The sequence below is a fragment of the Kitasatospora sp. NPDC050543 genome (assembly GCF_044457565.1).
Lineage (GTDB): Bacteria > Actinomycetota > Actinomycetes > Streptomycetales > Streptomycetaceae > Kitasatospora.
In genome coordinates this window covers 522,075-548,735 of sequence record NZ_JBITGZ010000001.1, presented here as the reverse complement: position 1 = coordinate 548,735, position 26,661 = coordinate 522,075, and the positions used below count along the sequence as shown (strand labels likewise).

Annotated in this window: 27 protein-coding genes and 1 tRNA gene; 10 read left to right on the top strand and 18 right to left on the bottom strand. The window is 73.3% G+C overall.

Going from position 1 to position 26,661, the window contains the following annotated elements:
* Nucleotides 1-252: 252 nt before the first annotated feature.
* From ACIBH3_RS02315 to ACIBH3_RS02305, 3 genes are all read right to left on the bottom strand, one after another.
* The gene (locus ACIBH3_RS02315; RefSeq protein ID WP_396309929.1) at nucleotides 253-462 is read right to left on the bottom strand and encodes a DUF397 domain-containing protein; all 210 of its coding nucleotides are present in this window, start codon (nucleotides 460-462) and stop codon (nucleotides 253-255) included.
* The gene (locus ACIBH3_RS02310; protein ID WP_396309928.1) at nucleotides 459-1,316 is read right to left on the bottom strand and encodes a helix-turn-helix domain-containing protein; all 858 of its coding nucleotides are present in this window, start codon (nucleotides 1,314-1,316) and stop codon (nucleotides 459-461) included. The genes ACIBH3_RS02315 and ACIBH3_RS02310 overlap by 4 nt, the downstream gene beginning before the upstream one ends.
* A gap of 371 nt (nucleotides 1,317-1,687) precedes the next feature.
* On the bottom strand, nucleotides 1,688-2,425 hold the full coding sequence (locus ACIBH3_RS02305; RefSeq protein WP_396309927.1) for a GPP34 family phosphoprotein: 738 nt from the start codon (nucleotides 2,423-2,425) through the stop codon (nucleotides 1,688-1,690).
* Between the two features lie 624 nt (nucleotides 2,426-3,049).
* Between ACIBH3_RS02305 and ACIBH3_RS02300 the strand changes: the two genes are divergently transcribed.
* A complete protein-coding gene (locus ACIBH3_RS02300) occupies nucleotides 3,050-5,068 on the top strand; it encodes a D-alanyl-D-alanine carboxypeptidase (RefSeq protein WP_396309926.1) in 2,019 nt (672 codons plus the stop codon).
* A 102-nt stretch (nucleotides 5,069-5,170) separates the two neighbouring features.
* On the opposite strand, the gene ACIBH3_RS02295 is transcribed toward ACIBH3_RS02300, so the two are convergent.
* Both ACIBH3_RS02295 and ACIBH3_RS02290 read right to left on the bottom strand, forming a co-directional pair.
* On the bottom strand, nucleotides 5,171-6,199 hold the full coding sequence (locus tag ACIBH3_RS02295; protein WP_396309925.1) for a YhjD/YihY/BrkB family envelope integrity protein: 1,029 nt from the start codon (nucleotides 6,197-6,199) through the stop codon (nucleotides 5,171-5,173).
* Nucleotides 6,200-6,357: 158 nt separating this feature from the next.
* Entirely contained in the window at nucleotides 6,358-7,869 is a 1,512-nt protein-coding gene (locus ACIBH3_RS02290) for a glycosyltransferase family 39 protein (RefSeq protein ID WP_396309924.1), read from the bottom strand.
* A gap of 270 nt (nucleotides 7,870-8,139) precedes the next feature.
* On the opposite strand from ACIBH3_RS02290, the gene ACIBH3_RS02285 reads away from it, so the two are divergent.
* A tRNA-Arg gene (locus tag ACIBH3_RS02285) sits at nucleotides 8,140-8,212 on the top strand.
* Nucleotides 8,213-8,387: 175 nt separating this feature from the next.
* On the opposite strand, the gene ACIBH3_RS02280 is transcribed toward ACIBH3_RS02285, so the two are convergent.
* Nucleotides 8,388-9,458: an alpha/beta fold hydrolase gene (locus tag ACIBH3_RS02280; protein ID WP_396309923.1), complete on the bottom strand. Its 1,071-nt coding sequence runs from the start codon at nucleotides 9,456-9,458 to the stop codon at nucleotides 8,388-8,390.
* Nucleotides 9,459-9,562: 104 nt separating this feature from the next.
* On the opposite strand from ACIBH3_RS02280, the gene ACIBH3_RS02275 reads away from it, so the two are divergent.
* Entirely contained in the window at nucleotides 9,563-10,288 is a 726-nt protein-coding gene (locus ACIBH3_RS02275; protein WP_396309922.1) for a TetR/AcrR family transcriptional regulator, read from the top strand.
* 209 nt (nucleotides 10,289-10,497) lie between these two features.
* On the opposite strand, the gene ACIBH3_RS02270 is transcribed toward ACIBH3_RS02275, so the two are convergent.
* The 3 genes from ACIBH3_RS02270 to ACIBH3_RS02260 all read right to left on the bottom strand — a co-directional run bounded on the left by ACIBH3_RS02270 (nucleotide 10,498) and on the right by ACIBH3_RS02260 (nucleotide 11,941).
* Entirely contained in the window at nucleotides 10,498-10,869 is a 372-nt protein-coding gene (locus tag ACIBH3_RS02270; RefSeq protein WP_396309921.1) for a DUF1801 domain-containing protein, read from the bottom strand.
* 103 nt (nucleotides 10,870-10,972) lie between these two features.
* Nucleotides 10,973-11,641: a DUF998 domain-containing protein gene (locus ACIBH3_RS02265; RefSeq protein ID WP_396309920.1), complete on the bottom strand. Its 669-nt coding sequence runs from the start codon at nucleotides 11,639-11,641 to the stop codon at nucleotides 10,973-10,975.
* A gap of 165 nt (nucleotides 11,642-11,806) precedes the next feature.
* The gene (locus ACIBH3_RS02260) at nucleotides 11,807-11,941 is read right to left on the bottom strand and encodes a hypothetical protein (protein WP_396309919.1); all 135 of its coding nucleotides are present in this window, start codon (nucleotides 11,939-11,941) and stop codon (nucleotides 11,807-11,809) included.
* Between the two features lie 258 nt (nucleotides 11,942-12,199).
* On the opposite strand from ACIBH3_RS02260, the gene ACIBH3_RS02255 reads away from it, so the two are divergent.
* Both ACIBH3_RS02255 and ACIBH3_RS02250 read left to right on the top strand, forming a co-directional pair.
* Complete coding sequence (locus tag ACIBH3_RS02255) at nucleotides 12,200-12,523, top strand: YciI family protein (RefSeq protein ID WP_396309918.1); 324 nt, start codon at nucleotides 12,200-12,202, stop codon at nucleotides 12,521-12,523.
* A gap of 100 nt (nucleotides 12,524-12,623) precedes the next feature.
* Nucleotides 12,624-14,633 carry a sigma-70 family RNA polymerase sigma factor gene (locus ACIBH3_RS02250; protein WP_396309917.1) on the top strand — a complete coding sequence of 670 codons (2,010 nt, stop codon included), beginning with the start codon at nucleotides 12,624-12,626 and terminating at the stop codon, nucleotides 14,631-14,633.
* A 53-nt stretch (nucleotides 14,634-14,686) separates the two neighbouring features.
* On the opposite strand, the gene ACIBH3_RS02245 is transcribed toward ACIBH3_RS02250, so the two are convergent.
* Nucleotides 14,687-15,262, bottom strand: a complete 576-nt coding sequence (locus tag ACIBH3_RS02245; protein WP_396309916.1) for a TerD family protein — start codon at nucleotides 15,260-15,262, stop codon at nucleotides 14,687-14,689.
* Between the two features lie 139 nt (nucleotides 15,263-15,401).
* Nucleotides 15,402-15,977: a TerD family protein gene (locus ACIBH3_RS02240; protein WP_396309915.1), complete on the bottom strand. Its 576-nt coding sequence runs from the start codon at nucleotides 15,975-15,977 to the stop codon at nucleotides 15,402-15,404.
* A 380-nt stretch (nucleotides 15,978-16,357) separates the two neighbouring features.
* Here ACIBH3_RS02240 and ACIBH3_RS02235 point away from each other — a divergent pair, with 380 nt between their 5' ends.
* On the top strand, nucleotides 16,358-16,819 hold the full coding sequence (locus tag ACIBH3_RS02235) for a BlaI/MecI/CopY family transcriptional regulator (RefSeq protein WP_396309914.1): 462 nt from the start codon (nucleotides 16,358-16,360) through the stop codon (nucleotides 16,817-16,819).
* A gap of 3 nt (nucleotides 16,820-16,822) precedes the next feature.
* Nucleotides 16,823-17,758, top strand: coding sequence for a M56 family metallopeptidase (locus tag ACIBH3_RS02230; RefSeq protein ID WP_396309913.1), 936 nt, complete (start codon nucleotides 16,823-16,825; stop codon nucleotides 17,756-17,758).
* Nucleotides 17,759-17,930: 172 nt separating this feature from the next.
* On the opposite strand, the gene ACIBH3_RS02225 is transcribed toward ACIBH3_RS02230, so the two are convergent.
* Nucleotides 17,931-18,785: a helix-turn-helix domain-containing protein gene (locus tag ACIBH3_RS02225; protein ID WP_396309912.1), complete on the bottom strand. Its 855-nt coding sequence runs from the start codon at nucleotides 18,783-18,785 to the stop codon at nucleotides 17,931-17,933.
* 100 nt (nucleotides 18,786-18,885) lie between these two features.
* On the opposite strand from ACIBH3_RS02225, the gene ACIBH3_RS02220 reads away from it, so the two are divergent.
* Nucleotides 18,886-19,938, top strand: coding sequence for an NAD(P)-dependent alcohol dehydrogenase (locus tag ACIBH3_RS02220; protein ID WP_396309911.1), 1,053 nt, complete (start codon nucleotides 18,886-18,888; stop codon nucleotides 19,936-19,938).
* A gap of 88 nt (nucleotides 19,939-20,026) precedes the next feature.
* On the opposite strand, the gene ACIBH3_RS02215 is transcribed toward ACIBH3_RS02220, so the two are convergent.
* The 3 genes from ACIBH3_RS02215 to ACIBH3_RS02205 all read right to left on the bottom strand — a co-directional run bounded on the left by ACIBH3_RS02215 (nucleotide 20,027) and on the right by ACIBH3_RS02205 (nucleotide 22,710).
* Nucleotides 20,027-21,097 carry a carbohydrate kinase gene (locus ACIBH3_RS02215; protein ID WP_396309910.1) on the bottom strand — a complete coding sequence of 357 codons (1,071 nt, stop codon included), beginning with the start codon at nucleotides 21,095-21,097 and terminating at the stop codon, nucleotides 20,027-20,029.
* 44 nt (nucleotides 21,098-21,141) lie between these two features.
* A complete protein-coding gene (locus tag ACIBH3_RS02210) occupies nucleotides 21,142-21,669 on the bottom strand; it encodes a GNAT family N-acetyltransferase (RefSeq protein ID WP_396309909.1) in 528 nt (175 codons plus the stop codon).
* 102 nt (nucleotides 21,670-21,771) lie between these two features.
* Nucleotides 21,772-22,710 (bottom strand): phosphatase PAP2 family protein, encoded by a 939-nt coding sequence (locus ACIBH3_RS02205; RefSeq protein ID WP_396309908.1) that lies wholly within the window; start codon nucleotides 22,708-22,710, stop codon nucleotides 21,772-21,774.
* Nucleotides 22,711-23,175: 465 nt separating this feature from the next.
* Between ACIBH3_RS02205 and ACIBH3_RS02200 the strand changes: the two genes are divergently transcribed.
* The gene (locus ACIBH3_RS02200) at nucleotides 23,176-24,147 is read left to right on the top strand and encodes a sigma-70 family RNA polymerase sigma factor (RefSeq protein ID WP_396309907.1); all 972 of its coding nucleotides are present in this window, start codon (nucleotides 23,176-23,178) and stop codon (nucleotides 24,145-24,147) included.
* 249 nt (nucleotides 24,148-24,396) lie between these two features.
* The gene (locus ACIBH3_RS02195; protein WP_396309906.1) at nucleotides 24,397-24,672 is read left to right on the top strand and encodes a hypothetical protein; all 276 of its coding nucleotides are present in this window, start codon (nucleotides 24,397-24,399) and stop codon (nucleotides 24,670-24,672) included.
* 42 nt (nucleotides 24,673-24,714) lie between these two features.
* On the opposite strand, the gene ACIBH3_RS02190 is transcribed toward ACIBH3_RS02195, so the two are convergent.
* The 3 genes from ACIBH3_RS02190 to ACIBH3_RS02180 all read right to left on the bottom strand — a co-directional run bounded on the left by ACIBH3_RS02190 (nucleotide 24,715) and on the right by ACIBH3_RS02180 (nucleotide 26,398).
* Complete coding sequence (locus ACIBH3_RS02190) at nucleotides 24,715-25,155, bottom strand: MscL family protein (protein ID WP_396309957.1); 441 nt, start codon at nucleotides 25,153-25,155, stop codon at nucleotides 24,715-24,717.
* A 45-nt stretch (nucleotides 25,156-25,200) separates the two neighbouring features.
* Nucleotides 25,201-25,473 carry a hypothetical protein gene (locus ACIBH3_RS02185; protein ID WP_396309905.1) on the bottom strand — a complete coding sequence of 91 codons (273 nt, stop codon included), beginning with the start codon at nucleotides 25,471-25,473 and terminating at the stop codon, nucleotides 25,201-25,203.
* A gap of 583 nt (nucleotides 25,474-26,056) precedes the next feature.
* Entirely contained in the window at nucleotides 26,057-26,398 is a 342-nt protein-coding gene (locus tag ACIBH3_RS02180) for an FmdB family zinc ribbon protein (protein WP_396309904.1), read from the bottom strand.
* Between the last annotated feature and the right edge of the window lie 263 nt (nucleotides 26,399-26,661).

Here is a 26,661-nt window from a genome sequence, read left to right as displayed (position 1 = left end):
GGCGGGGGGGGGGGGGCGCTGCGGGGGGGGGGGCGCGGGGGGGGCGCCGCCCCGGGGGGGGGGGGGGGGGGGGGGGCGGGGGGGGGGGGGGGGGGGCCGGGGGGGGGGGGCGGGGCCCGCCGCGGAGTGCGGCGGGCACCGGTGCGGGTGATCGGGGGCAAAGAGGGGCTGACGTCCGCTCGGGCGGCGTTCCGGGCGCCGGCCGGCAGGTGCCGGCTCGGGTGCCGCTCGGGCGTCTGCTGCGGCGGCCGCTCAGACCTCGCCGAATACCCCGGAGCCGGCGGCGACGGCGAATGCCGCCCAGGCCTCCGCGGAGAAGCGCAGCTGCGGTCCATCGGGGTCCTTGGAGTCGCGTACCGCGACCGTGGCGGTACTCGGGACGGCGATCTCCACACATGCACCGTTGCCACCACTGTGGCTGCTCTTGCGCCAGGCCAGAGCGTTCTCGAACTGGGTGGTCATGGTTGGTACCCCTCTGCAATCTTGGCTATCAGTGACCGGCTCTCCGCGACACTGAGGGCTGCGGCTCTCAGGTGGTCGTACAGTCCGGTATAGCGGCGCACGTCCGCGTCCTTCTCCAGGTAGAGGTCGCTTGTCACCCCTTCGAAGTAGACAACGGTCGAATCAGCTGACTCGGGGAACTCCAGCAGGGAGAATGTCCCGGTCATACCGGGATGTGCCCCGTGCGAGAAGGGGATCACCTGCAGATTGATGTTGGGCCGCTCGCTCAGTTCGAGCAGCTGCCGCAGCTGACCCCGCATCACCACCTTGCTGCCGACCTCGCGGCGCAGGACCGCCTCGTCTATCACCGCCCAGAGACTGCCGAGCTGGTTCTCACCGTTGATCCGGCTCTGGCGCTTGAGCCGGACCTCCACCCGCCTGCGCACCGCCGTCGCGTCCGTGTCCGGCTGGGTACCCAGCACGACGGCCTCGGCGTACTCCTGGGTCTGCAACAGCCCGGGGACGAAGGAGGACTCGTAGGCGCGGATCGAGGAGGCCTCCGCCTCCAGGCCGATGTAGACGCTGTACGGGATGTCGCTGAACTCGTGCCACCAGCCGCGCTGCCGCGACTCCTTGGCCATCTCCATCAGCCCGGCGCGCACCCGCTCGTCGTCGACGTTGTAGACGTCGCAGAGGTCCCGGACGTCCCGTTGGCTGATGCTGCGCCGGCCGTTCTCCAGTCGGCTGATCTTGGACTGGGAGACCATCAGCCGTCCGGCGACCTCTTCGGCCGTCATCCCCAAGGTCTCGCGCAGGCGCCTCAGCTCGGCGCCGAGCCTCCTGCGGCGCACTGTGGGATTGATGCTCGCGGACACATCGACCTCCGGCCGGACCTCTGGTGATCGTTGGAACGGCAATCCTCGGAACACTGCGGAAATTGGTACCAACCCCCCTGACTTGGAGCAGCATGTCACCTTGGATCAGGTCGGCGCCGGGGAATCGCAGGAGCGCGCTAGAACAGATCATCGGAAGACGCTTCGGCGAGACGGCGGACGCCGGACAGTGGTAGGGGTGACGCTGCGACTGGGTACGGCAGAGGGGCGGCCGCCCGGCGACTTCCATGCCGGGCGAACGCCCCTCGATACGTGCTGGTTGCTCACCCCCGGCTAGCGGCGGGACTCGCCTGCCGCGCGCCCGGTCGAACCGCGCCCGGCCGTCCGGTGCCCGGCGCCGCGGTACCCGGCTGTCACCGGGCGCCGACCTGGGTGGGCACGGCCCGGCCCCGAACGGCCGGACGCTGGGCCGGACGGCCGTTCGGGGCCGGAGCCCCGCCGGTCCGCTCGGTGCGGTTCTGCTGGGCCGGAAGGCCGTTCTGCACGTCCATGACGGCGTGCGCGACCATCCCGCCGAGCGGGTCGTAACGAATCAGGTCGCGCAGCCGTGACCGCGAGGACCGCCCCTCGTTACCGGGGTAGAGGTGCTTGCCGAGGCCCACGGCGTGGGCCAGGGCGGCGAGTGCGGCCGTCCTGGGGTCCGGTGGTACCCCGGTGCGGATCGCGGTGTCGAGACGCTGCTTGATGGCGGCGTTCGTACAGTCGTCCGATGCCTGGTAGCGCGTCGTCGGCAGAACCCCGCACACCTGTCCCGGCACCGCAGTCACCATGCCGCACCGTTCCAGGTGCGCCAGGTAGGTCTGCCGGAGCCCCAGCCGGGGCCCGCCGATCCAGTGCGCGGCCCGCACCGGACTGCCGCGTCGGCGCAGCAGTTCCAGGGCGTGGTCCAGGGTGGGGTCGCCGGTCGGCCGTGGCAGCACCACGGCGATCCGGTCTCCGTCCGGGACGATCCGTCCGGCCAGGGACAGCTCGACGAGCTGTGCCCCGGCGAGTCCGAGGTCGAGGGTCTGCGGCTGCGCCGTGGTACCCGTGGTCGGGTCCAATGCGAGCAGCAAGAGTTCCTCGGGAATTGTTCTGCGGCTCTTGCCCATCCAAGCCTCCCCGCGTGGATGAATGACAGAGTGACGCCTCTCACACGGCCTTGTCGAGTACGCCTCCGAATCGTGACCTTGCCCGGGCGCGGGGAACCGGCGGCCGTGGGGCCGGCGTCTGACCATCGGGCGGGCCGGGGATGGGCCGTGCGGCCGCAATAACCGCCGGTCGGGCGGGGTCGGGCGGCGGGATCGGCCGTCGGTGGCGGAGACTGTACAGGTACTTGGGGCGGGGCGTCGGCTTCCCGAAATCGGGTGTGCCGGTGCCCCGCCGGGCGTATGAGGAGGCTGGGTTACGTGGGCGAGTCCCCCGACAGGGTGCTGGGCGACGGGGAGCGGGCGCAGGAGCAGGGCCGGGAGCGGGCGGCCTCGGGCGCCCGGCCTGGCCGGCCTGGGGGCGAGGCGGCGGCCGGGGAGGGCGCGGCGGTGCCGGTGAACGGGACGTCTTCGGCTGCTGCCTCGGTCGGGGCTGTCGAGTCGGTTGAGGCGTCCGAGTCGGTTGAGGCCTCGGCATCGACTGCGGTCTCGGCTGCCGAGGCTGAGCCGGAGTCCGGTGACGCGACGGCACCCGCGGCGGCAGCTTCGGAGTCGGGGGCGGTCGCGGCGGCCAAGGGGGGCTCGACCGTGCAGCTCCGTGTCCGGGAAGTGGACACCAAGACGACCATGCTGCGGCTGCCGGTGGACAACGCGACCACCGCGCTGCGGCTGCCCGACGACATGCTCGCGCCGAAGCCCGCCGCCGCACCCGAGAGCGGGGACAGTGCCGGTGAGGGCAGCGGCGGGGAGGGTTCCGCCGCGTCCGGCACGCCGGCGCGCGCCTCGGCCAAGGTTGCTGACGAGGAGTCGGTCCGGCCGGCCGGTGCCGACCCCCGTCTCGCCATTCGGACGACCCCGGCCGCCTCCGCGGCGGCCGGTCCCGTCAAGCCTGCCGTCAAGCCTGCCGCTGCGTCCGCCGCCGTGCCCGAGGCCGACGCCGAGTCGGCCGGGAAGGCCGAGCCTGCCGGGAAGGCCGCGTCGGAGAAGGCCGCGCCGGAAGAGAAGTCCGCCGGGGCCGAGAAGTCCGCCGGGGCCGAGAAGTTGGAGAAGCCTCGGCAGCCGCAGACGACCGCCTCGGCCGGTACGGTGCCGCCCCCACCCGCCCCCGCACCGCTGCCCGAACCGGAACCCACCCCGGACCCGGAACCCACCCCGGACCCGGAGCCCGGGCCGACCCCGGAGCCCGCTCCCGAGCCGGCCCCCGAGCCCGCTCCGGTACCGGCCCCCGAGCCCGCTCCGGTACCGGCCCCCGAGCCGCTGCCGGAACCCGACCCCGAGCCGCTGCCCAAGCCCGTACCGCAGCCGCCCGCGCCGCCCGCGCCGCTCCCGAGCCCGGAGAGCACCTCCGAGGCGATGGAGGTGCTGGCCGCCCTCAGCGCCCGCCCGGTGTCGCCGCTGCGCCGCGCGCTCAAGCGGATCACCATCTGGACGGTCTTCCTGGCCATCGTCCTCGGTGTCGTCGTGGTCGCCCAGCTGCTGCGGCCGCTGCCCGGCAGCTCGGTGAAGCTGAGCACCCCCACCTCCTTCGCCTTCTCCGGGAACGCCATGGAGATCCCCTGGCCCGCCAAGGGCCAGTCGGCCGCCGAGGTGGTCGGTGTCGGCAGCCTGGGCGGCTCGGGCCAGGAGACGCCGGCGCCGATCGCCAGCGTCACCAAGGTCATGAACGCCCACCTGATCCTCCAGGCCCACCCGCTGAAGAAGGGGGAGAGCGGCCCGAAGATCACCGTCGACAAGCAGGCCGCCCAGGAGTCCAGCGACGCGGACCAGTCGAAGATCACCCTTACCGAGAACCAGCAGATCAGCCAGTACGAGGCGCTGGAGATGCTGATGCTGCCGTCGGCGAACAACGTCGCCCGGCTGCTCGCCCGCTGGGACGCCGGCTCGGAGGAGGCCTTCGTCAAGAAGATGAACGACACGGCCGCCAAGTTCGGCATGGACAACACCGTCTACGCCGACCCGGCCGGCTACAACTCTGACAGCAAGAGCACCGCGAAGGACCAGCTCAAGCTGGCCGAGCAGGTCATGCAGAACGAGATCTTCCGGCAGATCGTGGCCGAGTCCGACACCAACTTCAACGGCCAGAAGGTCTTCAACACCAACACGCTGCTCTCCGCGAAGAACGGGATCATCGGCGTCAAGACCGGTTCCAGCACCCCGGCCGGCGGCTGCCTGATGTGGGCGGCGGTCAAGGACATCGGCGGCACCCAGCGCATGATCCTCGGCGTCACCCTCGGCCAGCCGGCGACCAGCACCGAGGGCATCCTCAAGGTCGTCCAGAACGTCAGCGCCAAGCAGATCGCCGCCGCGCAGAACGGCCTCACCGGCCAGACCCTGGCCAAGCAGGGCGAGGTCGTCGGTTACGTCGACGACGGCCTGGGCGGCAAGGCCCCGGTGGTGGCCACCAAGGACCTCACGGTCGCCGGCTGGCCCGGCATCACCGCCACCGTGACGCTCGACCCGGCCAAGGTCGGCCACCGCGCCAAGGCCGGCACCCAGGTCGGCGTGATCAAGGCGGGGGAGGGCGAGGGCAAGGTCGAGGTCCCGGTGGCCCTGAAGTCCGACCTGGCGCCGCCGTCCATCGCCTCCCGCCTGCTCCGGCTGCTCTGACCCGGTGGTCCGGACGCCGACCCGGCGGTCCGGGCGTCTGACGCGGCCGAGCCCGGCGCAACCGAGCCCGCCCCGCTGCCCGATGACGGCGGCGGGGCGGGCTCAGTCCTTCGCAGCCGGTCCCGCGTCGGCGCCCGGATCCCGATCCGCGCCCCCGGCGCCCGTGCCCTCGGCCTCCGCTTCCGTGCTGCCGGCCTTTGCGCCCGCGCCACCTGCTCCCGGACCCGGACCCGGACCCGGACCCTGGCGGGCGGGCTGCCCCAGCCGGTGAGCCACCGCCTCCTCCTCCGCGATCACCCGGCCCAGGGCGATCGCCAGCGTCACCGTCGTGAACATCACGATCAGCCAGGACAGGCTGGTGAACACCACCCCGTACGGGCCGAACTTCGACACGCTGCGCGACATCGCCCCCGGCAGGTACACCCGGGACGCGATGCTCACCCCGACCATGGCGACCCCGCAGAGCAACGCCCCCGGCAGCAGCGGCAGCCAGTGCACCCGGCTTCCGAGCAGCAGGTGCTGGGTCCACCACCACAGCGCCGTCGCCGACACGAAGCTGAGCGGGATCCCGAGCCAGTCCCCGAGGCCGAAGCCGTCGCGGACCGGTGACAGCAGGGTCAGGTAGGCCAGCCACACCAGCAGCCAGGCCAGCCAGCGCCAGGCCGCGAGCCTGGTCCCCGCCCGGGGCAGTTCCCAGCACCGCTCGCAGACCCGCTGCATCGCCCGGCTCAGCGCCGTCGCGGAGAGCAGCGTCAGTACGACGCCCAGCACCCCGAAGGACTCCGCGTCCCCGCCGTGCCCGGCCGAGAGCATCTGCTGGGCCGCCTGCTGTGCCGGGCCCTGGAGCCCGAGCTGCTCGCGCAGGGTGGTCGTCACCCCGCTGCGTACCGCCGCCGGTGCGAACACCCCCACCACGAGCAGGGCCGGCAGCGCGCTGAGGAAGGCCTGGGCCGCCAGCCGGGTCGCGCAGTCCAGCAGATTGACCCGCAGCAGCTGCCCGATCGCCCGGCCGACCACCGGCAGATGCTCGGGCAGCGCCTTCGCGTACGCCGAACCGGCCGCCGCGCGGGCCTTGAGGCGGGCCGGCCCGGAGACTCCCCCGGGCTGGGGTCCGGCCCGCCGTCTGGTCACTGGTCGGCCTCCTCGGCTGCCGCTGGGCGTCCCGGCGCTCCATCATCGCCCCGGCCCGCCCGCCGCCGCATCCGCAACCGGAGCCGCCGCCGAGGGCCTGCCGCGGGCCGGGCGCCGCCAGGCTGCCGGCCGCCTGCGCGGGTCGGCCCCGGCTCGCGTCAGGCGCCGGTGCGGGTCAGCAGCGTGACGGTGATCCCCCGGATCCGCCGTACCTCGGACGCCGTGTAGCCGCCGCGGAGCGCCCGTACCTGGTCCGGTGCCAGGCTCTGGAACTGGTCCTCGTCGGTGCCGAGGGTGACCAGCCAGATCCGGTCGCCGTGGCCGAGGCACTCGGCGGCCGCCGGGCACTCGACCGGGTAGAGGTCCGCCGCGTGGGCCGCTGAGCGGGCTACGAAGACGGGGTACGGCCGGACCCGGTCCGGCAGGTAGTAGGAGACGCCCGGCCCGACCATCGCCCAGCTGCTCTCCCCGCCGGAGGCCGCCAGCCCGTCCCCCGGCCGGTAGCCGGCCGCGACCAGCGCCGCCGCGCCCCGGTAGTCCTCGTCGGGCTCGTGGGAGTCGACGGTCCGTACCTCCCGCTGTGCGGGTGCCGACAGCACCGCCGACGCGGCGACCACGGCCACCGCCAGCGCCGCGCAGAGCGGGGCCGGCGCCCAGCGCCGGCTGAACGCGTGCAGCGCCGCCACCCCACCGCCGGCCAGCGCCGCCCACGCGGGCAGCGTGAAGAGCAGATAGCGGTCTATGAAGTACGACGTCCCGCCGTGCGACGCCAGCCAGACCACCGCCACCGGTACCGTCGCGAGCAGCAGCAGCTGCACCGACGCCAGCCGGCGCCCCGGCCACGCCAGGGCGAGTACGGCCAGTGCCAGGAAGCCGTACAGCACGGCCGGGGAGCCGAAGAGCTGGTCGCCGAAGGTCCGCAGCCGGTAGAGCGTGGGGGCCGGGATCCAGCCGAGCTGTCGTTCGGACTGCCGGCCGCCGAGCACGATCACCGGGGCCGCGGGCACCAGCGCGGCGACCACGGCCAGTGGGTACTGCCAGAGCAGCCGCCGCTGCCGTGCGGCCCGGGTACGCCACAGGTGCAGCAGCACCAGCGCCAGCTGGCCGCCCACCGTACTGAACGAGATCAGGTGCGCCACCCCGGCCGCCGCCAGGCAGCCGCTGTAGGCGGCCCAGCGCCCGATCCCCGGCCGGTCGAGGGCGCGCAGCAGCAGCCAGGTCGAGGCGGCGACCGCACAGGTCACCAGGGCGTACGAGCGGGCCTCCTGGGCGTACCGCGAGATGTTCGGCACGGTGGCCAGCAGCAGCCCGGCCGCCACTGCCGCCACCCGGCTGTCGAACATCCGCTGCGCGGTGAGCGCCGTGAACGCGGCGGCTCCCGCCATCGCCAGCACCGATGGCAGCCGCAGTGCGGCCGGGGAGTCCCCGAAGAGCTCCGTCCAGCCGTGCAGCACCACGTAGTACGCGCCGTTGCTGGCGTCCACGTGCTGGAGCATCCGCAGCAGGTCGCCCAGGCCCCGGGTCGCGGCGCTCCAGCTGGAGACCTCGTCCCGCCACAGCTCGGGCCCGCTCAGCCGGTACACGCCGACGAAGAACATCGCCAGCGCCGGCCAGAACCAGACGGCGCCCAGCAGCCGCCGGGCGGATCGGAAGGGCACGGCTGGCGTCATGACGTGGAGCCTCAGGTGCTGGGAGTGGAGGAATCCGAACAGTTGATCTCAGGCTACTGGAGACGCCACCTGACGGTGCATCCGCTCCCCGCCCGGCCCCGGCGGCCCGCCGCCGGCCCATCGCTCCACGCACCGCGCCGACCCGGCAGCCCAAACAGGGGCGATCTCCGGAGGCGCCATCCGCTAGTCTGTCAGGGGTCGGTCGGCCACCCTTCGAGGTTGTCCGCCGCACCCCGTTTGCCACCCCACACCCGGGCCCGGCAGACCCCCGCCTCAGTAGCTCAGGGGATAGAGCACGGCTCTCCTAAAGCCGGTGTCGCAGGTTCGAATCCTGCCTGGGGCACGAGAGACCTGTAGGTCAAGAGGCCCTTCGCCGCGTGCGGCGAGGGGCCTCGCCGCTTTCGGCCCGGATTCGGCGCCGGTCACGAGCCCGCCGCCCTGCCGCACGGCGCCGGCAACGCTCGTCCACACCGCCCGGCACTGCCCGCCACCGCCCGGCGCCGGGCGGTGGCGGCGCACTACCGGCGGCCGGTGACGACGGGACGCACCTTGGTCAGCATCAGGTCGAGGAAGCGCTCGGGGTGGCGGAAGGACGCGAAGTGGGCGGCGTCCTCGATCAGGGCGAAGTCCTTGACCGGCGCCTGCACGTCGTCGAAGAAGCTCCGGGCGCGGTCGGTGGGGGTGAGCACGTCCTGGTCGCCCTGGAAGACGAAGAACGGCAGGTCGAAGCGGGTGCCGTCGGCCCAGTCGTCGAATGCGGCCGTGGCGGGGAGGATCTGCTCGGAGAGCTTCATGCCCTTGCCGAGCGTGCCCAGCTCGCGCAGCGAGTGCAGGGGGGAGAACCACAGCGACTTCATGACCACGGACTTCATGGTTCGCAGGGTCAGCGGGTCGGTGGTGGCGACGATCTTGGCGTAGGCGCCGTACTGCTCGGCGGTCCAGGCGCGGGCGTCGGGGCCGATCTTCTCGACGGCCGCGAGCTCCTTGCGCTTGCCGGCGGCGCGCAGCCGGGCGAGCAGGGCCCGGTGGGCGCGGTCGTCGCGGCCGCCGTCGTGGATGTTCTGGTCGGTGCCGACGTAGGCGGAGTACAGGTGCGGGTGCCGGCGGGCCAGTCGCAGGCCGAACGCGCTCCCGAACGAGTTGGCGACCAGGACGACCCGGTCGACGCCGAGCCTGTCGTGTACGTGCCGGGTGACCTCGACGGCGTCCTCGTACAGGCGGGCGAAGCTCAGCTCGCCCTGGCCGGCCGCGCCGCCGCGGCCGAGGGTCTTGCCGGTGCCGCGCATGTCCCAGCGGACGATCGTGAAGTGCTTCTCCCAGGCCCGGGTCCGCGGCCCGTGGATCGCGTTGGACGCGCCGGGGCCGCCGTGGATCTCCAGCATCACCGGGTTGGCGCGGTCCTCGCCACGGACCGAGATCCACTGCTCGATGCCGCCGATCCGGACGAAGCCCTGCTCGTCGACGCCGTTCGGAGTGTCGATCCGCATCAGCCGGGCGTTGGCGGCCTGCTTGAGGCGGCGGTGGCCCAGTGCGCCGGCGGCGGGCGCGGCGAGGGCGGTGGCGGACGCGATGAGGATGGCGCTGAGCACAGTTGACTCCCCTAAACTGTTTATCGGCTACGCAATTGAGTGTATGTTATACACAGTTCTGAGAGAGCGTCAACCGTCCGCCGACAAGCTGAAGGAGGGCCCGCATGGCCGGGAACAGGGAGAAGAAGCGCGACCCGAAGGCCGGCCTGGCGCTGCTCTGGGGGGAGCAGGAGCAGCCCCGCCGGGGACCGAAGCCCTCGCTGACGCCCCAGCGCATCGTGGCCGGCGCCATCGCGATCGCCGACGCCGAGGGCCTGGACGCGCTCTCCATGCAGCGGGTGGCGGCCGAACTGGACGTCACCACCATGGCGCTCTACCGGTACGTCCCCGGGAAGGCCGAACTGGTCGACCTGATGGTCGACTCCGCGCTCGGCACCCCCACCCCGGTCGGCGACATCCCCGGTGGCTGGCGCCCCCAGCTGGCCGCCTGGGCCCGGCAGTGCTGGGCGCTCTACCGCCGCCACCGGTGGATCCTGACGGCCACCACCATGCGCCGCCAGCTCATGGGCCCCAACCAGCTCGCCTGGCTCGACGCCGCCCTGGCCGCCCTGTCGCAGACCGGGCTCGGCGCGGCGCAGCAGCACGACGCCTTCCTGCTGATCATCGGCCACATCCGCAGCCTCGCCCAGCAGCTCGTCGACGCCGACGAGGACGGCGCCGAGGAGTGGGACCGCCTTGCGGCCGACGTCCTGGAGCGCCACGGCCACCGCTACCCGGCGCTGACCGCCGCCATCGCCGCCGGCGCCTTCGTGCCGCAGGACGCCGATCCGCTCGACTTCGGCCTGGAACGGATCCTGGACGGCATCGCTGCTCTGACCGGCCGGCCCTGAGACCCGGGCCGAATCCGATCACCCCGCAACGCCGTAGGCCCCGCCACCTGGAATGCGTCGTCCCGGTGGCGGGGCCTACGGTCTCCCGGCCCGCGCTGCGCGGGGCGGAGGCCTTGCGTCAGAGAGTGCGAGGTCGATCTCCAGCGGGAAGCGCGCCACGGCCTTGATCGCACCGTGAACACATCGCCGTCGGCGGATGGTGCTGTTGATCAGTCACCGGCGGGGTGTTCGAGCTTGCGGGCCTGGTGCAGCCAGTCGGTGAGGAGGGCGGCGTCGACGTCGGCGGGTGTGCGGAGCTTGAGGCCGGCCATCTCGCGGGCGCCGGCCACGAGGCGCCCGGAGGGGTCGGAGAGCTCCTGGCCGCGCCAGAAGCCGAAGGCGATGTGGTTGGCGTAGGCCTTGAGGTAGCAGACGGGGTTCTTGCCGGGCGCCGCGCCCAGGCTCCAGACGGGGTGGCCGTGCCACAGGGCGCCGGCGCCGGGCAGGGCCGCGTCGATGACCGGCCGGAGCTTGTCGGTGATCTCCCGCTGGGCGGCGGGCAGGGCGGCGAGGTACTCGTCCAGGGTGGCGAACTTGGTCATGGTGATCAGGTGTCCTTGTCGTGAGGTGGAGGCTTCGGGTGTGGTGGAGGCCTCGGGTGCGGCGGGGTGGGCGGGTGCGGGCGGGCGGGTGGTGCGGGAGGGGTCACAGGCTCCGGCGGTACCGGGCGGCGGTCGCGGAGACCCAGAGCATCGCGCTGATCACGCCGACGGCCAGGGTCACCGAGCCCGCCCTTGCGCCGCTCATCGCCCAGCCGTTGCCGACCAGGAGGGCGGTGCCGGCCGCGCGGGAGGCGATCGCGCGGGCGCGGTCGCCCGCCCGCCGGAAGTGGCGGCCGAGGAGGTAGCAGGCGGCGATCAGGGCGGTGAAGGTGACCGAGCCGGCGGCGAAGTGCGCGTAGCTGCGCCAGCTGAGAGCCGGGGGCATGCCGTCCGGGGTGCCGATCGGGAAGCCGTCGGCCGGGTCCATCACGAACGCTCCGGCGGCGATCATGCCGAGGCCGCTGAGCAGCACCAGCCGGGGTACCCACGTCCCGCCCGGGGTGCCGCGCAGTACCCGGCGCAGGCCGACCGCACCGACGGCGCTCAGGGCGCCGGCGACCAGGAAGTTGGTGATCTGGACCCAGCCGAGTGGGCCGTTGCTGAGCGCGCTCAGCGGGTGGCGGGTCGGGTCGAACCCCTCGCGGGTGGCGGCCTGGGCCAGCGAGACGGCCGCCCAGAGCGGGGCCGCGACGGCCGCGCAGGTGAGCAGGGCGCGTGTGCTGTTCGAGGTGGTCGCGGCGGCGGGGGAGGTGGGGAGCTGGGCGGTGGTCATGGCGGTGGGTGCCTCTTTCGGATGCGTCCGGTTTCGGTTCTCACCGACACGTCGCTCGGGCGATGTGACAGGGAACGCCGCGCACCGTGGACCGGGCCGAGCGCGGGAGGGGCGGCGGATCCGGGAGGCGCGGGGCCGTCGGGGATCACACCCGGCCGTCGGGGGTCACACCTGGCCCGCGCCTTCGGCCGCGAACCCGGGGGCGGGGATGGCCTGTTCGGCGGCCCGGCTGACGGATTCCCAACCGGCCCAGGTGTCCAGCCGCTTGCGCGCGATGTCGAACGCCAGGTCGTAGACCATGCTCCCGAGGAGCCCGCCCGCCGGTACGTGCCCCCCTGGCCGGACGCCGCCACCGGCTGGGACCCTGTTGGGGCGCCGGCCGCCTGATGCGGCGTTATGGGCGCCGGCTGCCAGGCCTCCCCCCGGCCTTGCCGTCGGTCACCGCCAAGGCCGGGGATCGATCAGGCAAGGGGAGTGGCGAGGGCGAGCGGCACGGATGGGCGGCACGGACGAGCAGCGTCACCGAGACGCACGGACGAGCAGGACAGAGAGGGAACCATGCGCTACCTGATGACGACCAAGGCCTCCGACACCGAGCCCGACGAGAACCTGTACGCCGAGATGGCCAGGTTCGTCGAGGAGCTGACCGCGGCGGGCGTCCTGCTGGCGACCGGTGGGCTGGAGCCGGGCGGGGTGCGGGTCGCGTCCTCGGGCCGGGAGATCACCGTGACGGACGGGCCGTTCGCGGAGGCCAAGGAGGCGGTGGCGGGCTTCGCGCTGATCGAGGTGGCGACCAGGGAGGAGGCGGTCGAGCTGGCCCGCCGCTTCCGCAGGATCGTCGGCGACGGCGAGAGCGTGGTCCAGCAGGTCTTCGGCCCCTGAACCCGCCGGGCGGCCCGCAGTTCCCGTACCGGTGGCACCCGACTGGCTTGCGGGTGGCCCGGCTTGCGGGCGGTCCGGGCCGGCTGCTGTGATCACGACCGTGCCTGATGCCCACCGCACCATCGACGCGGTCTGGAAGATCGAGTCGGCGAAGATCATCGCCGCGCTGACGCGGATGCTGCACGATGTCGGCCTGGCCGAGGAACTGGCCCAGGACGCGCTGGTTCAGGCGCTCGAACAGTGGCCCGCCTCGGGCGTCCCCGACAACCCCGGCGCCTGGCTGACGACCGTCGCCAAACGGCGCGCCCTCGATCACCTCCGGCGGTCCCGGCGGCTGGACCGCACGCGCGAGCAACTCGCCCACGAGCTGGCACACCAGGGCGACGGGCGGCCGGAACAGCCTCAGGAGCAGCCCTCGGGGTCCGGCCGCCAGGAGCCGGACCCCGAGCAGGACGACGTCCTGCGACTGATGTTCATCTCGTGCCACCCGGTACTGCCGACCGAGGCGCGGGTCGCCCTGACGCTCCGCCTGCTCGGCGGGCTGACGGCCGAGGAGATCGCACGGGCCTTCCTGGCCGGCGAGGTCACGATCGCCCGGCGCATCGCCGCGGCGAAGCGCACGCTGGCCGAGAAGCGGGTGGCGTTCGCGCTGCCCGAAGGCCCGGAGCTGGCCGAGCGGCTGTCCTCGGTGCTGGAGGTCATCTACCTGATCTTCAACGAGGGCTACTCGGCGACATCCGGCGACGACCTGATGCGGCCCGGGCTCTGCCACGAGGCGCTGCGGCTGGGCCGGCTACTGGCGGAGCTGGCGCCGGGCGAGGCCGAGGTGCACGGGCTGGTCGCGCTGATGGAGATCCAGGCGTCCCGCTCGGCCGCCCGGACCGGACCGGCGGGCGAGCCGGTCCAGCTGCACGAGCAGGACCGGGCCCGCTGGAACCAGCTGCTGATCCGCCGTGGCTTCACCGCGCTGCTGCGGGCCCGTGAGCTCGGCGCCCCGCCGGGCCCGTACGTGCTCCAGGCCGCGATCGCGGTGTGCCACGCGCGGGCGCGCACCGCCGAGGACACCGACTGGGCGCAGATCGCCGCCCTGTACGAGGCGCTGGCCCGGTTGCTGCCGACCCCGATCGTGCGGCTGAACCGGGCGGTGGCGCTCGCGATGGCCGGCGGGCCCAAGGCGGGGCTCGCGCTGACCGACGAGCTGCTCGCCGATCCCGCGCTGCGGGACTACCACCTCCTCCCGAGCGTGCGGGGCGACCTGCTGGCCAGGCTGGGCCGCTCCGAGCAGGCCCGGGGGGAGTTCCTGCGGGCTGCGGCGCTCACCGGGAACGCGGCCGAGCGGGCCTTCCTGCGGCGCCGGGCGGAGGGGATCGCCGTCGCCGTCACGCCGGGCGTCACCCTCGGGGACGCCGCGCAGGACTTCCTGCGACGCGGGGACCTGGACACCGCCACGATCCGCTCGTACGGGCAGACGCTGCGGCGGCTGTGCCTGACCCTGGGGGACGGGCTGCCGCTGTCGGCCCTGACCGCCGAACAGGTGGCACGGGTGTTCGCCACGGCGTGGGGTGGCGCGGCGGCCCGGACGTGGAACCGGCACCGGTCGGCCGTCCGCTCGTTCGGCAGCTGGGCGTCGCTGGACGGCCTCGCCGCGGGCGTCGAGCGGCGGGCGCAGGCCCGGGGCCGGGCCGAGCCGATCGGCCCGGCACAGCTCGCGGCACTCTGGGAGCTCCCCGGCGCGGCGCTGCGGGAACGGACCCTGTGGCGGCTGCTGCACGAGTCGGCGGCCGGGGCGCGGGCCGCCCTGTCCCTGGATGTCGAGGACCTGGACCTGGACGCGTGCCGGGTCCGCGGCGGCGACACCCGGGTGAGCTGGTGCGCCGGGACGGCCCTGCTCCTGCCGCACCTGCTGGCCGGCCGGACCAGGGGCCCGGTCTTCCTGGCCGACCGGCGGCCCGGGCCGGCCAGGACCCCGCCCGCCGCCGACCTGTGCCCGGAGACCGGCCGCAGCCGGCTGTCCTACGAGCGGGCCGAGTACCTCTTCAAGCGGGCCACCAGGCCGCTCGACCCGGCGGGGGACGGCTACACCCTGCGCCGGCTCAGGCCCCGGCCCTGACGCGCGGACGCACGGGCGCCGGGAGTTGTGGCGCCGGGGTCGGCAGCGCCGCGTCAGAGGTGCTGGAGGATGGCCGGGACGAGGTCCTTGAACGTCCGGCCGTCGGCGGGGGCGCCGATCGCGGTGAGCTGCCAGCCGGTGCCGTCACGCTGCACCTTGGCCATGATCTGCGCGGTGTGCGAGCCGCCGCCGGTGAGCGTGTAGCGGGCCAGTTCCTGCCCGTTCGTCTCGTCCACCAGACGGCAGAAGGCGTCCTGGACCTCCTGGAAGGTCTGGCCGGTGAAGGAGTTCACCGTGAAGACGATCCGGTCCACCGCCTGCGGCACCCGGCGCAGGTCCACCACGATCGACTCGTCGTCGCCGCCGGCGCCGCCGACCAGGTTGTCACCGCTGTGCCGCACGGCGCCGTCCGAGCTGACGAGCTTGCGGAAGTACACCACCTCGACCAGGTTCGACCCGGTGAGGAGCACGGCGGAGGCGTCCAGGTCGATCTCCTGGGCGAACAGCTTCGCGAAGAAGCCCTTGCGCGGCGCGGCCCGCCAGCCGAGCCCCATCCGCACCACGCTCAGCGAGCCGCCGCCGGGCTTCTCCAGGCTGAGCTTCTGTCCCTTGGCGAGATTGACCGTCACGGGCACTGTCTCCTGTCGTCGGTCGGTGCTGCGGTTCGGGGCGATCCGGGGTGACCCGGGGTGACCTGCGGTGAACCGGTGCGGTCGGCGGCCGGGCCGGCCGGGTCGGCGAGTGCTCTCGCCGACGCGCGGGCCGGCGTCAGACGTTGACGCCGTAGTCGGAGGCAATGCCCCGCAGACCGGAGGCGTAACCCTGGCCGATGGCGCGGAACTTCCACTCGGCGCCGTTGCGGTAGAGCTCGCCGAAGACCATCGCGGTCTCGGTGGAGGCGTCCTCGGTGAGGTCGTAGCGGGCGATCTCGCTGCCGTTGGCCTGGTTGACGACGCGGATGAAGGCGTTGCGGACCTGGCCGAAGCTCTGCAGCCGGGCGTCCGCGTCGTAGATGGAGACCGGGAAGACGACCTTGGCGACGTTCGCCGGCACGCTCGCGAGGTCGACCTTGATCTGCTCGTCGTCGCCGTCCCCACCGCCGGTGAGGTTGTCGCCGCTGTGCTCGACCGAACCCTCGGGGCTCTTCAGGTTGTTGAAGAAGACGAAGTGCTGGTCGGAGACGACCCGGCCGCCCTGGTCGCACAGCAGAGCGCTGGCGTCGAGGTCGAAGTCGGCGCCGGTGGTGGAGCGCACGTCCCATCCGAGGCCGACGATGACCGCGGTCAGCCCGGGCGCCTCCTTGCTCAGCGAGACATTGCCGCCCTTGGCCAGCGAGACTCCCACAGTGACCTCCTGGAACTTCCCCGCGCCGGGCTCGGTCTGCCCGGCAAGCTTGGTGACGGGGAATTGAATCTACAACACTGTAGAGCTTGCGGGAATCCATCGATCCCCGAATGCACCGATATGACGGCCGGTCAACGGCGCACTGGAGGCCGGCGGGCGGGCCGGGCGGGCACCGGGCGTCGGCTCAGTAGGATTGTCGTGCGCCGGGCAACGGCCGTTGCCGGAGTCGGCCGCCCGGACGGTCGCCAGGTCGGCCGCCCGGACGGTCGGTCGTACGGATGGCCACCGGGTCGGTCGCACGGACGGTCGCCTGTCGAGCGCCCGGTCGGTGGGCCGGCAGCAGCGGGTGGGTACGGGAGCAGAGCGGAGGGAGACGAGTGATGAGCGACACCACGGACGCGGCGCCGGGCGCGACGACAAGCGCGACGACCGGCGCGGACGGCCCCGACTACCCCGCCGGCCACGACCAGCGCGCCCGACGCCGCGGCCAGGGCCAGCTGGAGTCCCAGGTACTGGCCGTGCTGCGGACGGCGCCCGGCCCCGCGACCGCCGGCTGGGTGCAACAGCGGCTGGACGGCGACCTCGCGTACACCACGGTCGTGACCATCCTCTCCCGGCTGCACACCAAGCAGGCGGTCTCCCGGACCCGGGCGGGCCGCTCCTACCTCTGGAGCGCCGCCTCCGACGAGGCCGGGCTCGCCGCGCTGCGGATGCGCCGGCTGCTGGACGGCGAACGGGACCGGGACGCCGTACTGGCCAGCTTCGTCAGCGCCCTGCTCCCGGACGACGAGGGCCTGCTGCGATCGCTGCTCGACAGCGCGACGGACGGGCCCCGGGGCTGACCGATGGGCGTCTTCGTCCTTCTCCCGCTCATCCTGCCGCTGACGGCGCTGCCGATCGCCCGGCTCGCCGAACAGCATCTCCACCCTCGCCACACCACCCGGCTGCTCACCCTCATCAGCGTGGTGATGGCCGTCTGCAGCACGCTCTGCCTGCTGCTGCTCTTCGTGGTCGGCACCGCGCAGATTCCCGGCAATCCGCTGCCGGACCACTGGTCTGACCCCGAGGTCCGGGCCTCCGTCCCGCACTCCGAACTGGCCGGCCGGGCCGCGATCGGCGTCCTCGTGGCCGTCTCGGCGGCGGCCTTCCTGACCGTCCGGCGCCATCTGCGGGTACGGGCGCGGGCCCGCCGGGCGGTGGCCGGGGTGGTGGACCGCTCAGGTCTCGCCGTGCTGCCCGACGACGAACCGTACGCGTACGCGCTGCCCGGCTCGCCCGGACGGATCGTCATCTCCACCGCGATGCTGGACGGGCTGGCCGCCGACGAGTGCCAGGCCCTGGTCGCGCACGAGCGGGCCCACCTGGCCGACCGGCATCACCGCTTCCTGCTGGCCACCCGGCTCGCCAGCAGCGTCAACCCGTTCCTCCGGCCGTTGCAGCAGGCCGTCGCCTACAGCGCCGAACGCTGGGCCGACGAGGAGGCGGCCCGCGTGGTGGGCGACCGCCGGCTGACGGCACGCGCGGTCGCCAGGGCCGCGCTGCTCGCGCCCCGGACGGCCGTCGCACCGGGGCTGGCGGCCTTCGCCGCACCCGGCCCCATCCCGCGCAGGGTGGCGGCCTTGCTCGGGCCGGCCCCGCCCGCCGGCAGCTGGCCGCCGGCGCACAGCCCGGCGGGCCTGGCCGCGATGGTCGCCACGGTGGGCACCGCGGTGTCGGCCCTGTCCGCGCTCAACGCGGCGGTCGCGCTGCTGCTCATCCTCAAGGCCGCCACACCCTGGTAGCCGGGGTGCTGGTCCGCGCGTGGCGTTCGGGCGACTGCGCGCGGACCCGACGGCCCGCGCGTCGACGCCGGCCACCGGCTGCCCGCCGTCCGGGTGCGGTGACGGGCTGCCGGCGGCAGGGACTTGCCGCCGCGGCCGCGGCCGTGGCGGTGGCGGTGGCGGTGGCGGACCTTCAGGGCCGCTGGGCCGGCTCCGAGGCCGCCCAGCTGGCCAGCAGCCGCAGGGACTCGGCGGAGGTCGAGCCGGGCTCGGCGTGGTAGGTGACCAGCACCTGGTCCACATCGCCGGGCGGCTTGAGCGTCTCGTACGAGAGGGTGAGCCGGCCGACCAGCGGGTGGTGCAGCTCCTTCACGCCGTGGCCCTTGTCGTGGACGTCGTGGGTGGCCCAGAGGTGGCGGAACTCCTCGCTCTTGACCGACAGTTCGCCGATCAGCGAGGCCAGCTTCGGATCGTCGGGGTAGCGGCCGGCGTCCAGACGCAGCATGGCGACCAGGTCGGCCGCCTTGCCCTCCCAGTCGTCGTAGAACTCCCGCGCGGTCGGCTCCAGGAACACCTGCCAGGCCATGTTCCGCTGCTCCGGCCGCATCGCCGCGAAGTCGCCGGCCAGTGCGCAGCCGAGCCGGTTCCAGGCGATGATGTCCAGCCGCCGTCCGAGCACGTACGCGGGCACGCCGTCCATCGCGTCCAGCAGCAGCTGGAGCGCCGGGCGTACGGTCTGCGGCCGGGTGACCACGCGGGCGCGGCGCCGGACGGGCTCGGTGAGGTGGGTCAGGTGCGCGCGCTCGGCCGGGCTCAGCCGCAGCGCGTCGGCGATGGCCTCCAGTACGGCAGTGGAGACGTTCTGCCCGTGGCCCTGCTCCAAACGGGTGTAGTAGGCGACGCTGACCCCGGCGGCCTGTGCCAGCTCCTCCCGGCGCAGGCCGGGCACCCGGCGCCGGCCGCCGTGGTGCGACAACCCCAAGTCCTCAGGCCGCAGTCGGGCCCGTCGGGAGCGGAGGAACTCGCTCAACTCGGTGCGTTGGTCCATAGCGGAAAGTATGAGCCTGACACTGCCGGTGGTAGGCACGCCGGTCGTACGATCAAGGAGGTCCTGGCTACGGCCGGTGCCCGGCGGCAGGCTTGTCGACATGACGCACACCACAGTCGCCGCCTACGCCGCGCAGTCCCCGAAGGCCCCGCTGGAGCGGGTGACCATTCCTCGTCGGGCGCTGGGCGAGCACGACATCCTGATCGACATCAAGTACGCCGGCATCTGCCACTCCGACATCCACCAGGCCCGATCCGAGTGGGGCGAGGCGATCTTCCCGATGGTCCCCGGACACGAGATCGCCGGCCTCGTCGCCGAGGTCGGGCCGGGCGTCACCCGGTACGCCGTGGGGGACCGGGTGGGTGTCGGCTGCTTCGTCGACAGCTGCCGCGGGTGCGACAACTGCACCGCCGGGCTCCAGCAGTACTGCACCGGTGAGCAGGGCGCCACCCTGACGTACAACGACACCGACGCGGCCGGCCGGCCCACCTACGGCGGGTACTCCACGCACCTGGTGGTGGACGAGAAGTACGCGCTGAGCATCCCGGAGGCCATCCCGCTGGACGCCGCCGCGCCGCTGCTCTGCGCGGGCATCACGCTCTACTCGCCGCTCGTGCACTGGCAGGCCGGCCCGGGCAAGAAGGTCGCCGTGATCGGCCTCGGCGGCCTCGGTCACCTCGGGGTGAAGATCGCCCATGCGATGGGCGCCGAGGTCACCGTGCTGAGCCAGTCGCTGCGCAAGCGCGAGGCCGGCCTCAAGTTCGGCGCGGACCACTACTACGCCACCTCGCACCCGGCCACCTTCGAGCAGCTGACGGGCACCTTCGACCTGATCCTCAACACCGTCTCCGCCAACCTCGATCTGAACGCCTACCTCGGGCTGCTCAGGACCGGCGGCACCCTGGTGCAGCTGGGCGTGCCGGAGAACCCGGTGTCGGTGGAGCCGTTCGCCCTCATCCCCGCCCGCAAGTCGCTGGCCGGTTCCATGATCGGCGGGCTGCCGGAGACCCAGGAGATGCTCGACTTCTGCGCCGAGCACGGCATCCTCACCGAGATCGAGGTGATCGGTGCGGACCAGATCAACGAGGCGTACGAGCGCGTCGTCGCCAGCGACGTCCGGTACCGCTTCGTGATCGACACCGCCACCATCTGACGGTGGACGGGCTGACGGCCCGCCCGCATGCGGCTGCTCGGGCAGCTCGGGGCGATCAGGTTGCTCAGGTTGCGCGGGTCGTCGGCGCTCAGGCGGGCGCGGCCGCCGACAGCCGCTCCCGGAGCTCCCTCGCATCCGGCGGGTTGGCCCCGGCGCGGGAGACCGTGATGGCGGCCGCGGTGCTCGCGTGGTGGAGCAGGCGGGCGAGGGCCGGGGTGTCGAGTGCCGCGAGGGCGGACCGGGCGGGCGCGCCGAGCAGGCCCGGCCCGGCGAGGGCGTCCAGGGCCGCGGACATGAAGGAGTCGCCGGCGCCCACCGTGTCCACCACGGTGGCGGGGGCCGCAGCAGTCTCGGCGCGCCCGCTCCGGGTGAGCGCCACGGCGCCGTCGCCGCCCCGCGTGACCAGCACCAGCGCCGTGCCCAGGGCCAGCCACCGGGCGGCGATCTCCCGGTGCCCGACCCCGGGGTAGAGCCAGTCCAGGTCCTCGTCACTGGCCTTGACGACGTCGCTCAGCGCGACGCACCGCTCGACCCGGGGTATCACCTCGGTACGCGGTCCCAGCAGGTCCGCGCGGACGTTGGGGTCATAGCTCACGGACGCGGCCGGGCGCAGCCGCTCCACCAGGGCCAGTGCCGCCGCCGCACCGGGATCCTGGACGGCGGCGATCGAGCCGAGGTGTACATGCCGCGGTGCGACGGCCGGCAACACCACCGGTCGCAACGTCCAGCTGATGTCGAAGGCGTACCGCGCGCGGCCCTGCGCGTCGAGCGTGACGACGGCCGTCGGCGTGCGCACCCCCACCTGCCGGTCCGTCAGCACCTCGACCCCTGCCGAGCGCAGGTGGGCCCCGATCAGCGCGCCCTCCGGGTCCTCGCCCAGCTGTGTCAGCAGTACCGCCCGCCGCCCGAGCCGGGCCAACCCGTACGCGACGTTCGCGGGGCTGCCGCCCGGGTGGGTGGCATCGGCCCGGCCGGGCGTACGGACGATGTCGGCCACGCTCTCGCCGATCACGAGGAAGTCACCCGCGGCAGGGGCGGGTACGTTGGGGCCGGCGGTGGCGGTGGCGGTGGCGGTGGCGGTGGCAGGGGCGGTGGCCTCGGCCGCGCCGGTCCGGTCGGCGGTGGAGGCGGGTGTGGAGGCTGTGGAGTGGTCGGTCATTCCCTCGGGCTCCGGGGGTGTGATGAGCGGTGACCGGCCCTGGGTCAGGCCGGCTTCTCGGGCAGTTCCTCGGCCACCAGGTCCATCAGCAGGTTGTCGTGCCACCTGCCGTCCGCGCCGCGCTCGTAGTTGCGCATGATGCCGACCGGGCGGAACCCCGCCTTGGTGTAGCTGCGGATCGCGGCGGCGTTGTCGGCCGCCGGATCGATCACCACCCGATGGTGCCCGATCTCGGTGCACAGATGCCGGGCCAGGGTGTGGACGGCGTCGGTGCCGAGGCCGCGACCGTGCACCGACGGGTCGAGGTAGATGTCGATGTTGGCGTGCCGGTAGTCGGGTTCGGTCTCCGCACCCCACTGGATGGCTCCGACGACCCGCCCCTCGTACACGATCGCGAGCGTACGGACGTCCGGGTCCTCAATATCTCCGGCGACCTCCGCCGTCAGGTCGTCCCCGCCGCGCCACCACCGGTGGACCTCGGGCGTGGCGCGGATCGTGGCGAGCGTCGGCACGTCGTGGGCGGTGGCCGGCCGCAGGGCCACCTGGCTGCCGTGCAGTGTCGTCGTCTGCATGTCCGGGAGCGTAGTCGGGACGGGGCGCCGGTGTCGGGCCCGGTGGACGGTGTCGGCGGGCGGGCCGCCTCGGTCGATGGGTCGTCAGTCCACGCGCGGCCGTCAGCCAGCGGTGGCGTCCGGCCGCTCGCGGGGGCCCGGGAGGCCCCGGGGCGCCCCGAGCTCACCGACGGCCCGGAGCGGGATCGCCGGCCGTTGCCCGGTGAACTCGGGATGCCCGCCCTGCTCGTCGGAGTCTGCGCCGCCGTCCTCAGGATGCCCGGGCTTGCCGGGAAGCCCGGGCTCGTCAGTGGGGCGGGCGCCGCCGACCAGGACCCGCTGCACCCGGGGTCTGGTGCGCCAGTCCACCCGCCGGACGTCGCGGGCGAGGGCGCCCGGCCGCCAGAGCTCCACGGCGATGGTGATCACGCCGAACACCACTCCGGCCGCCAGCCAGCCGCCGACCACGTCGCTCGGCCAGTGCACGCCGAGCGCGATCCGCGTCCAGCTGACCATCAGGACGGCCAGGACCGCGACCGCGCAGGCCAGGGAGCGGCCGAGGCGGTTGGCGCGTGGCCAGAACAACCAGACCAGAGCGGCACAGGTGGTCGTCGCGGCCATCGCGTGCCCGGAGGGGAAGGCCGGGCCGTCCGCGTGCGAGACCGGATCGCTGAAGTGCGGGCGGGCGCGCGCGATGGGGATCTTGAGCCCCCACAGCACGGCCCAGCCGATCAGCGCCTGAGCGGCCGTCCAGGCGGCGAGTACGCGGGCGCCGATCAACCAGAGCCAGAGCGCGGCGACGCCCAGCAGGACCCGCATGGTGATCGTGCCGCCGATGTCGGACAGGGTCTGGGTGGCCGCGGTCCACGCGGTGTGACCGAGGGCGTAGTCGTGCGTGTGGTCGATCCAGCCCTGGTCGAGCGCGGCCAGCGGCCTCCAGGCGGACTTCACCAGGCCCGTCAGCACCCCGAGGAGTGCGGCGCAGCCGGCCGTCAGCGCCGTGTACCGCAGCAGGCGGCGATCGCGCTCAGTGGCGGCTCGTGAGCCCTTGGTCAGGTGCATGGCTGACACCTTCCCAGCCGACCGTGCCGAGTGGGGCGTGGTCGGATAGCGATTTGGCATCTTTTGTGCGGAGAAGCTGAGTGTGGGTGGCGGCGGGCACGTGGGTGCGTGGTGTCGGGCCTGATGGGAACGCGGAGCGCGGCCCAGGTGTTCAGGATGCAGATGGTGCGCAGTCGTGGGCCGAGCGGATGTCGCGGTGCCCGGTTGGTGCGGGGAGTGCCCGGCCGGGCCTGCGGCGGGATCGGTCGCGGGCGTCGCACCCGGCGTACTCCGATGGTCACCCTCCGTCCATATTCGGGGTGAAAATCGGCAGGATACTGCATCGGGCGAAGAATCTGAGCAACTTGGGAATGTTGTCCGGATTCTGCACGTTGGATCGTTACGTGTGAGCCCCTCGGGGCCCGCACGTTCTTGCCCCCGACGGGCAGGCAGGCAGATCTCGGCAACACCAGCAAGGGAGCAAGCATGGCCACCCGTGCCGTCGTTCGCGACAGGGCCGACCGGACTCGCGCGGCCCGCCCGACCAACCTTGAGGCCGACCGTGACCTGGTCGGCATGTACCTCGACGAGATCGCCAGGACGCCCCTGCTCGATGCCGCCGAGGAGGTCGAGCTCTCGCTGCGGATCGAGGCCGGGGTGTACGCCCAGCATCTGCTGGAGGAGGGCGCACTCCCCAAGGGCGCCAAGCGCGAGGAGCTGGAGGCGATAGCCGAGGACGCCGAGCGCGCCAAGGACGTCTTCATCCGTTCCAATCTCCGTCTGGTGGTCGCTGTGGCCAGGCGCTATCCGCGCAGCGGGCTGCCATTGCTCGACCTGATCCAGGAGGGCAACGCCGGCCTGGTCAGGGCGGTGGAGAAGTTCGACTACGCCAAGGGCTTCAAGTTCTCCACGTACGCGACGTGGTGGATCCGCCAGGCGATCACCCGGTCCATCGCGGACCAGTCCCGCACGATCCGGCTGCCCGTTCACCTCGTCGAGGAGCTCGGGCGGATCCGCCGGGTGCAGCGCGAGAAGTCCAAGGAGCTGGGCCGCGAGCCCGAGCCGGCCGAGATCGCGGCCGAGCTGGACACGACCGAGACACGGATCAAGGACGTACTGGACTGGGCGCGTGACCCGGTCAGTCTGAACATGTCGGTCGATGACGAGGGCGAGACCCAGTTCGGCGACTTGGTCGAGGACACCGGTGCGACCTCCCCCGAGGACGCCGTGATGGTCATGCTGCGCCGCGAGGAGCTGGATGATCTGATCGGCCGGCTCGACGACCGGACGGCGTCGATCATCCGGTCCCGCTACGGGATGGAGGACGGCCGCGAGCGCACCCTCACCGAGGTGGGCAAGCAGCACGGGCTCACCCGTGAGCGGATTCGGCAGATCGAGAAGCACGCGCTCGCCGAACTCAAGAAGATCGCCGACCACGCGGGCTTTGAAGCGGCGTAAGCGGCAGCTGCGCTGCTCGACGGGGAGGGTGATCAGCAGGGCTGGGAGTCTTGGGCCTCCGGCGCGGGTCACACCGCGCCGGGTGCCGACACGCGCCCACGTCGGGGCCAGGCAGGGATTGAGGGGGTAGCTGAGTGAGCGGGGTACGGGGGCGCCGGATCGATTGGGCGTCGGATCGGGCGCGGGATTGGCGGGCCGCAGCTCTTAGGCTGGTAGGGATCGGTGGCACGGGCGGCTGGAGGCGGCGCGATGGGTGAGCAGGGCAAGAAGCAGGACGACGCGGACCTCGCGCCGCAGGGCCCGCGTGCCGGTGATGCGGGCGGGGCGGGGGTCGGGCCTGCGGGCGCCAAGGCCACCGTGGGCACGGGCGGGCAGCAGGCTCGGCTGGTCTTCGGGGATCCGCTGGAACGGCAGTCCAGTGATGACACGGACAGTGGTTGGGGCGAGCGGCCGGGTGCAGGGGACGGCGGCGGCCGGGGGCTGGACTGGTACCTGAGCCAGCGCCCCCCGCACCACGGCGGCTAGCCCGGCCGGCGGGCCGTCCTGTGGGCTCGGGCCAGGCCCGGCTCAGCGTTGGCTGACCAGGGCGTCGCGGATCTCGGTGAGCAGGGCGACCTCCTTGACCTCGGCTTCGGCCTGGACCTCGACCGGGTTCTTACGCCGGGCGGCGAACTTGTTCATCGGCAGGATCAGGCAGAAGTAGACGACTGCCGCGGTGATCAGGAACTGAAGGATCGCGCTGAGCACGAGCCCCCAGAGGATGAGGATTCCCGAGGTGACCTCTCCGGCCGCGTTCAGCGCGCACGGGCCCTTCAGGCAGGAGGTGTAGGACGCGAGATCCTTGGCCCCGAACAGTCCGACGATCGGATTGATGACGCCTTTCACAAAGGCGTTGATGACATTGGTGAACGCTGCGCCGATCACGACCGCGACGGCGAGCTCGTGACATTTCCGCGCAGCAGGAATTCCTTGAAGCCCTTCATGTCGCGTGAACGACGAAGCCGGCATCACGTTCCGGGTGACTCCTCGGATGCTTGGTTGACGGTCGGCTGCTCATGGACCCTGGGCGTGGGCCTCGGCGGCCGGGTCCGCGTCGGTGCGACCGGCGGCCGGGGTACAGCGCGGGGCGGGCCCATGAGTCTCCTGGGCGGCCGACGTGGCGGCGGGCGGTGGTGGCCAGGGGTGCAGCGGCCAGCGATCCAGGGGGCATGAGGTCAGGGCGGCCGCCACCGCGAGCAGGCCGAAGACCAGTGCGCCGGGCCGGTGGCGTACGGCCTGCTGGATCCGGTGCCGTCCGCTGCCGCCGCGCCGGATCGGCGCAAACACCGGCACCACCCGTCGTGGCGGCACGGCGGGGGCGCCGGTGGGTACGGCGTGCCGGGCGCCCGCCCGGTGGCGCGGCGCCCCGCGTGCGGGGCCGGCGGGGTGGGAGGCCCCATGCCGAGACGTGACGTCGGGGTCGGCTGCGAACGGCTCGGGCGGGGGTGAGGGCGGCGGCTGGGGCGAGGGCGGGGGTGGGGTGAAGATCGTCATGTCGGAGGAACACCGCCTGGGTCGGAGGGCAGGTACGCGAGTGCCGATCACCGCCCCCGGGGTGGGAGACGCCCCAGGCCGATGTCGTGCGCCAAGCTTGCGCCCGTCACGACGGCAGCGGAATCCCCTTTTGCATTCCTGTGGACAACCAGGGGCTGTGGATAACTTCGTGCACCCACAAGAGTGAACGGAATGCCGCGACAGGCCGCGTGATCGGCATGGCGCGCGATCGGCGACCGGAATGCAGAAGGCCCGGTACCACCGCGAAATGCGGTGGTACCGGGCCTTCGAAGCCTGTCTGCTGCGACCGCGGCTGCGCGATCGCCACCCTTGCTGATCGGATGATCCGACCGGCGGGGCCGGATCGGCTCGCCGATCAGCTTGCCGAGGTGCTGCCCGCCGTCTTGGCGGCCGCCGGGGCCGGGCTCGCGGAGGACGTGGAGCTGCTGCCCGAGGAGGACCCGCTGCCCGCCGAGCCGCCGGTGGAGCCGCTGCCGTTCGAACCGGTGGAGGAGCCACCGCCGACCGAGCTGCTGGAGGACGAGCGGCTGTCGGTCCGGTAGAAGCCCGAGCCCTTGAAGACCACGCCCACGGCCGAGAAGACCTTGCGGAGCTTTCCCTGGCACGCGGGGCACGTGGTCAGCGCGTCGTCGGTGAACTTCTGCACCGCCTCCAGGCCGTCGCCGCACTCGGTGCACTGGTACTGGTACGTGGGCACTTGTCTTCCTCCTGCACTTCCCCCTGGCACTCTCGCCTGATGAGTGCTAACGACGGTCAATGATGCGGCATTCCGCTGGATCAGTCCAGCGCCGCTGGTGTGAGATAGCACCGGCGACGCGCCGTCCGGCGGCCCTCAACCCTCCGATGACCGGCGCGCTCAGGCCGCCGGGAGCGACCCGGGGACGGCGGCCGGCACGCCGGTCGGGACCCGGAGTCGGACCCGAAGCCCGCCCCGGCCCGACGTGACCCGGCCCGACGTGA

What these genes read in the sequence shown, in the direction of transcription:
- ACIBH3_RS02220 (WP_396309911.1), top strand. Translation starts at nt 18,886, where the DNA reads ATGACGCACACCACAGTCGCCGCCTACGCCGCGCAGTCCCCGAAGGCC.
- ACIBH3_RS02205 (WP_396309908.1), bottom strand. Translation starts at nt 22,710, where the DNA reads ATGCACCTGACCAAGGGCTCACGAGCCGCCACTGAGCGCGATCGCCGC.
- ACIBH3_RS02275 (WP_396309922.1), top strand. Translation starts at nt 9,563, where the DNA reads ATGGCCGGGAACAGGGAGAAGAAGCGCGACCCGAAGGCCGGCCTGGCG.
- ACIBH3_RS02290 (WP_396309924.1), bottom strand. Translation starts at nt 7,869, where the DNA reads ATGACGCCAGCCGTGCCCTTCCGATCCGCCCGGCGGCTGCTGGGCGCC.
- ACIBH3_RS02190 (WP_396309957.1), bottom strand. Translation starts at nt 25,155, where the DNA reads ATGCCGGCTTCGTCGTTCACGCGACATGAAGGGCTTCAAGGAATTCCT.
- ACIBH3_RS02315 (WP_396309929.1), bottom strand. Translation starts at nt 462, where the DNA reads ATGACCACCCAGTTCGAGAACGCTCTGGCCTGGCGCAAGAGCAGCCAC.
- ACIBH3_RS02230 (WP_396309913.1), top strand. Translation starts at nt 16,823, where the DNA reads ATGGGCGTCTTCGTCCTTCTCCCGCTCATCCTGCCGCTGACGGCGCTG.
- ACIBH3_RS02260 (WP_396309919.1), bottom strand. Translation starts at nt 11,941, where the DNA reads ATGGTCTACGACCTGGCGTTCGACATCGCGCGCAAGCGGCTGGACACC.
- ACIBH3_RS02235 (WP_396309914.1), top strand. Translation starts at nt 16,358, where the DNA reads ATGAGCGACACCACGGACGCGGCGCCGGGCGCGACGACAAGCGCGACG.
- ACIBH3_RS02195 (WP_396309906.1), top strand. Translation starts at nt 24,397, where the DNA reads ATGGGTGAGCAGGGCAAGAAGCAGGACGACGCGGACCTCGCGCCGCAG.
- ACIBH3_RS02200 (WP_396309907.1), top strand. Translation starts at nt 23,176, where the DNA reads ATGGCCACCCGTGCCGTCGTTCGCGACAGGGCCGACCGGACTCGCGCG.
- ACIBH3_RS02210 (WP_396309909.1), bottom strand. Translation starts at nt 21,669, where the DNA reads ATGCAGACGACGACACTGCACGGCAGCCAGGTGGCCCTGCGGCCGGCC.
- ACIBH3_RS02265 (WP_396309920.1), bottom strand. Translation starts at nt 11,641, where the DNA reads ATGACCACCGCCCAGCTCCCCACCTCCCCCGCCGCCGCGACCACCTCG.
- ACIBH3_RS02215 (WP_396309910.1), bottom strand. Translation starts at nt 21,097, where the DNA reads ATGACCGACCACTCCACAGCCTCCACACCCGCCTCCACCGCCGACCGG.
- ACIBH3_RS02270 (WP_396309921.1), bottom strand. Translation starts at nt 10,869, where the DNA reads ATGACCAAGTTCGCCACCCTGGACGAGTACCTCGCCGCCCTGCCCGCC.
- ACIBH3_RS02225 (WP_396309912.1), bottom strand. Translation starts at nt 18,785, where the DNA reads ATGGACCAACGCACCGAGTTGAGCGAGTTCCTCCGCTCCCGACGGGCC.
- ACIBH3_RS02255 (WP_396309918.1), top strand. Translation starts at nt 12,200, where the DNA reads ATGCGCTACCTGATGACGACCAAGGCCTCCGACACCGAGCCCGACGAG.
- ACIBH3_RS02305 (WP_396309927.1), bottom strand. Translation starts at nt 2,425, where the DNA reads ATGGGCAAGAGCCGCAGAACAATTCCCGAGGAACTCTTGCTGCTCGCA.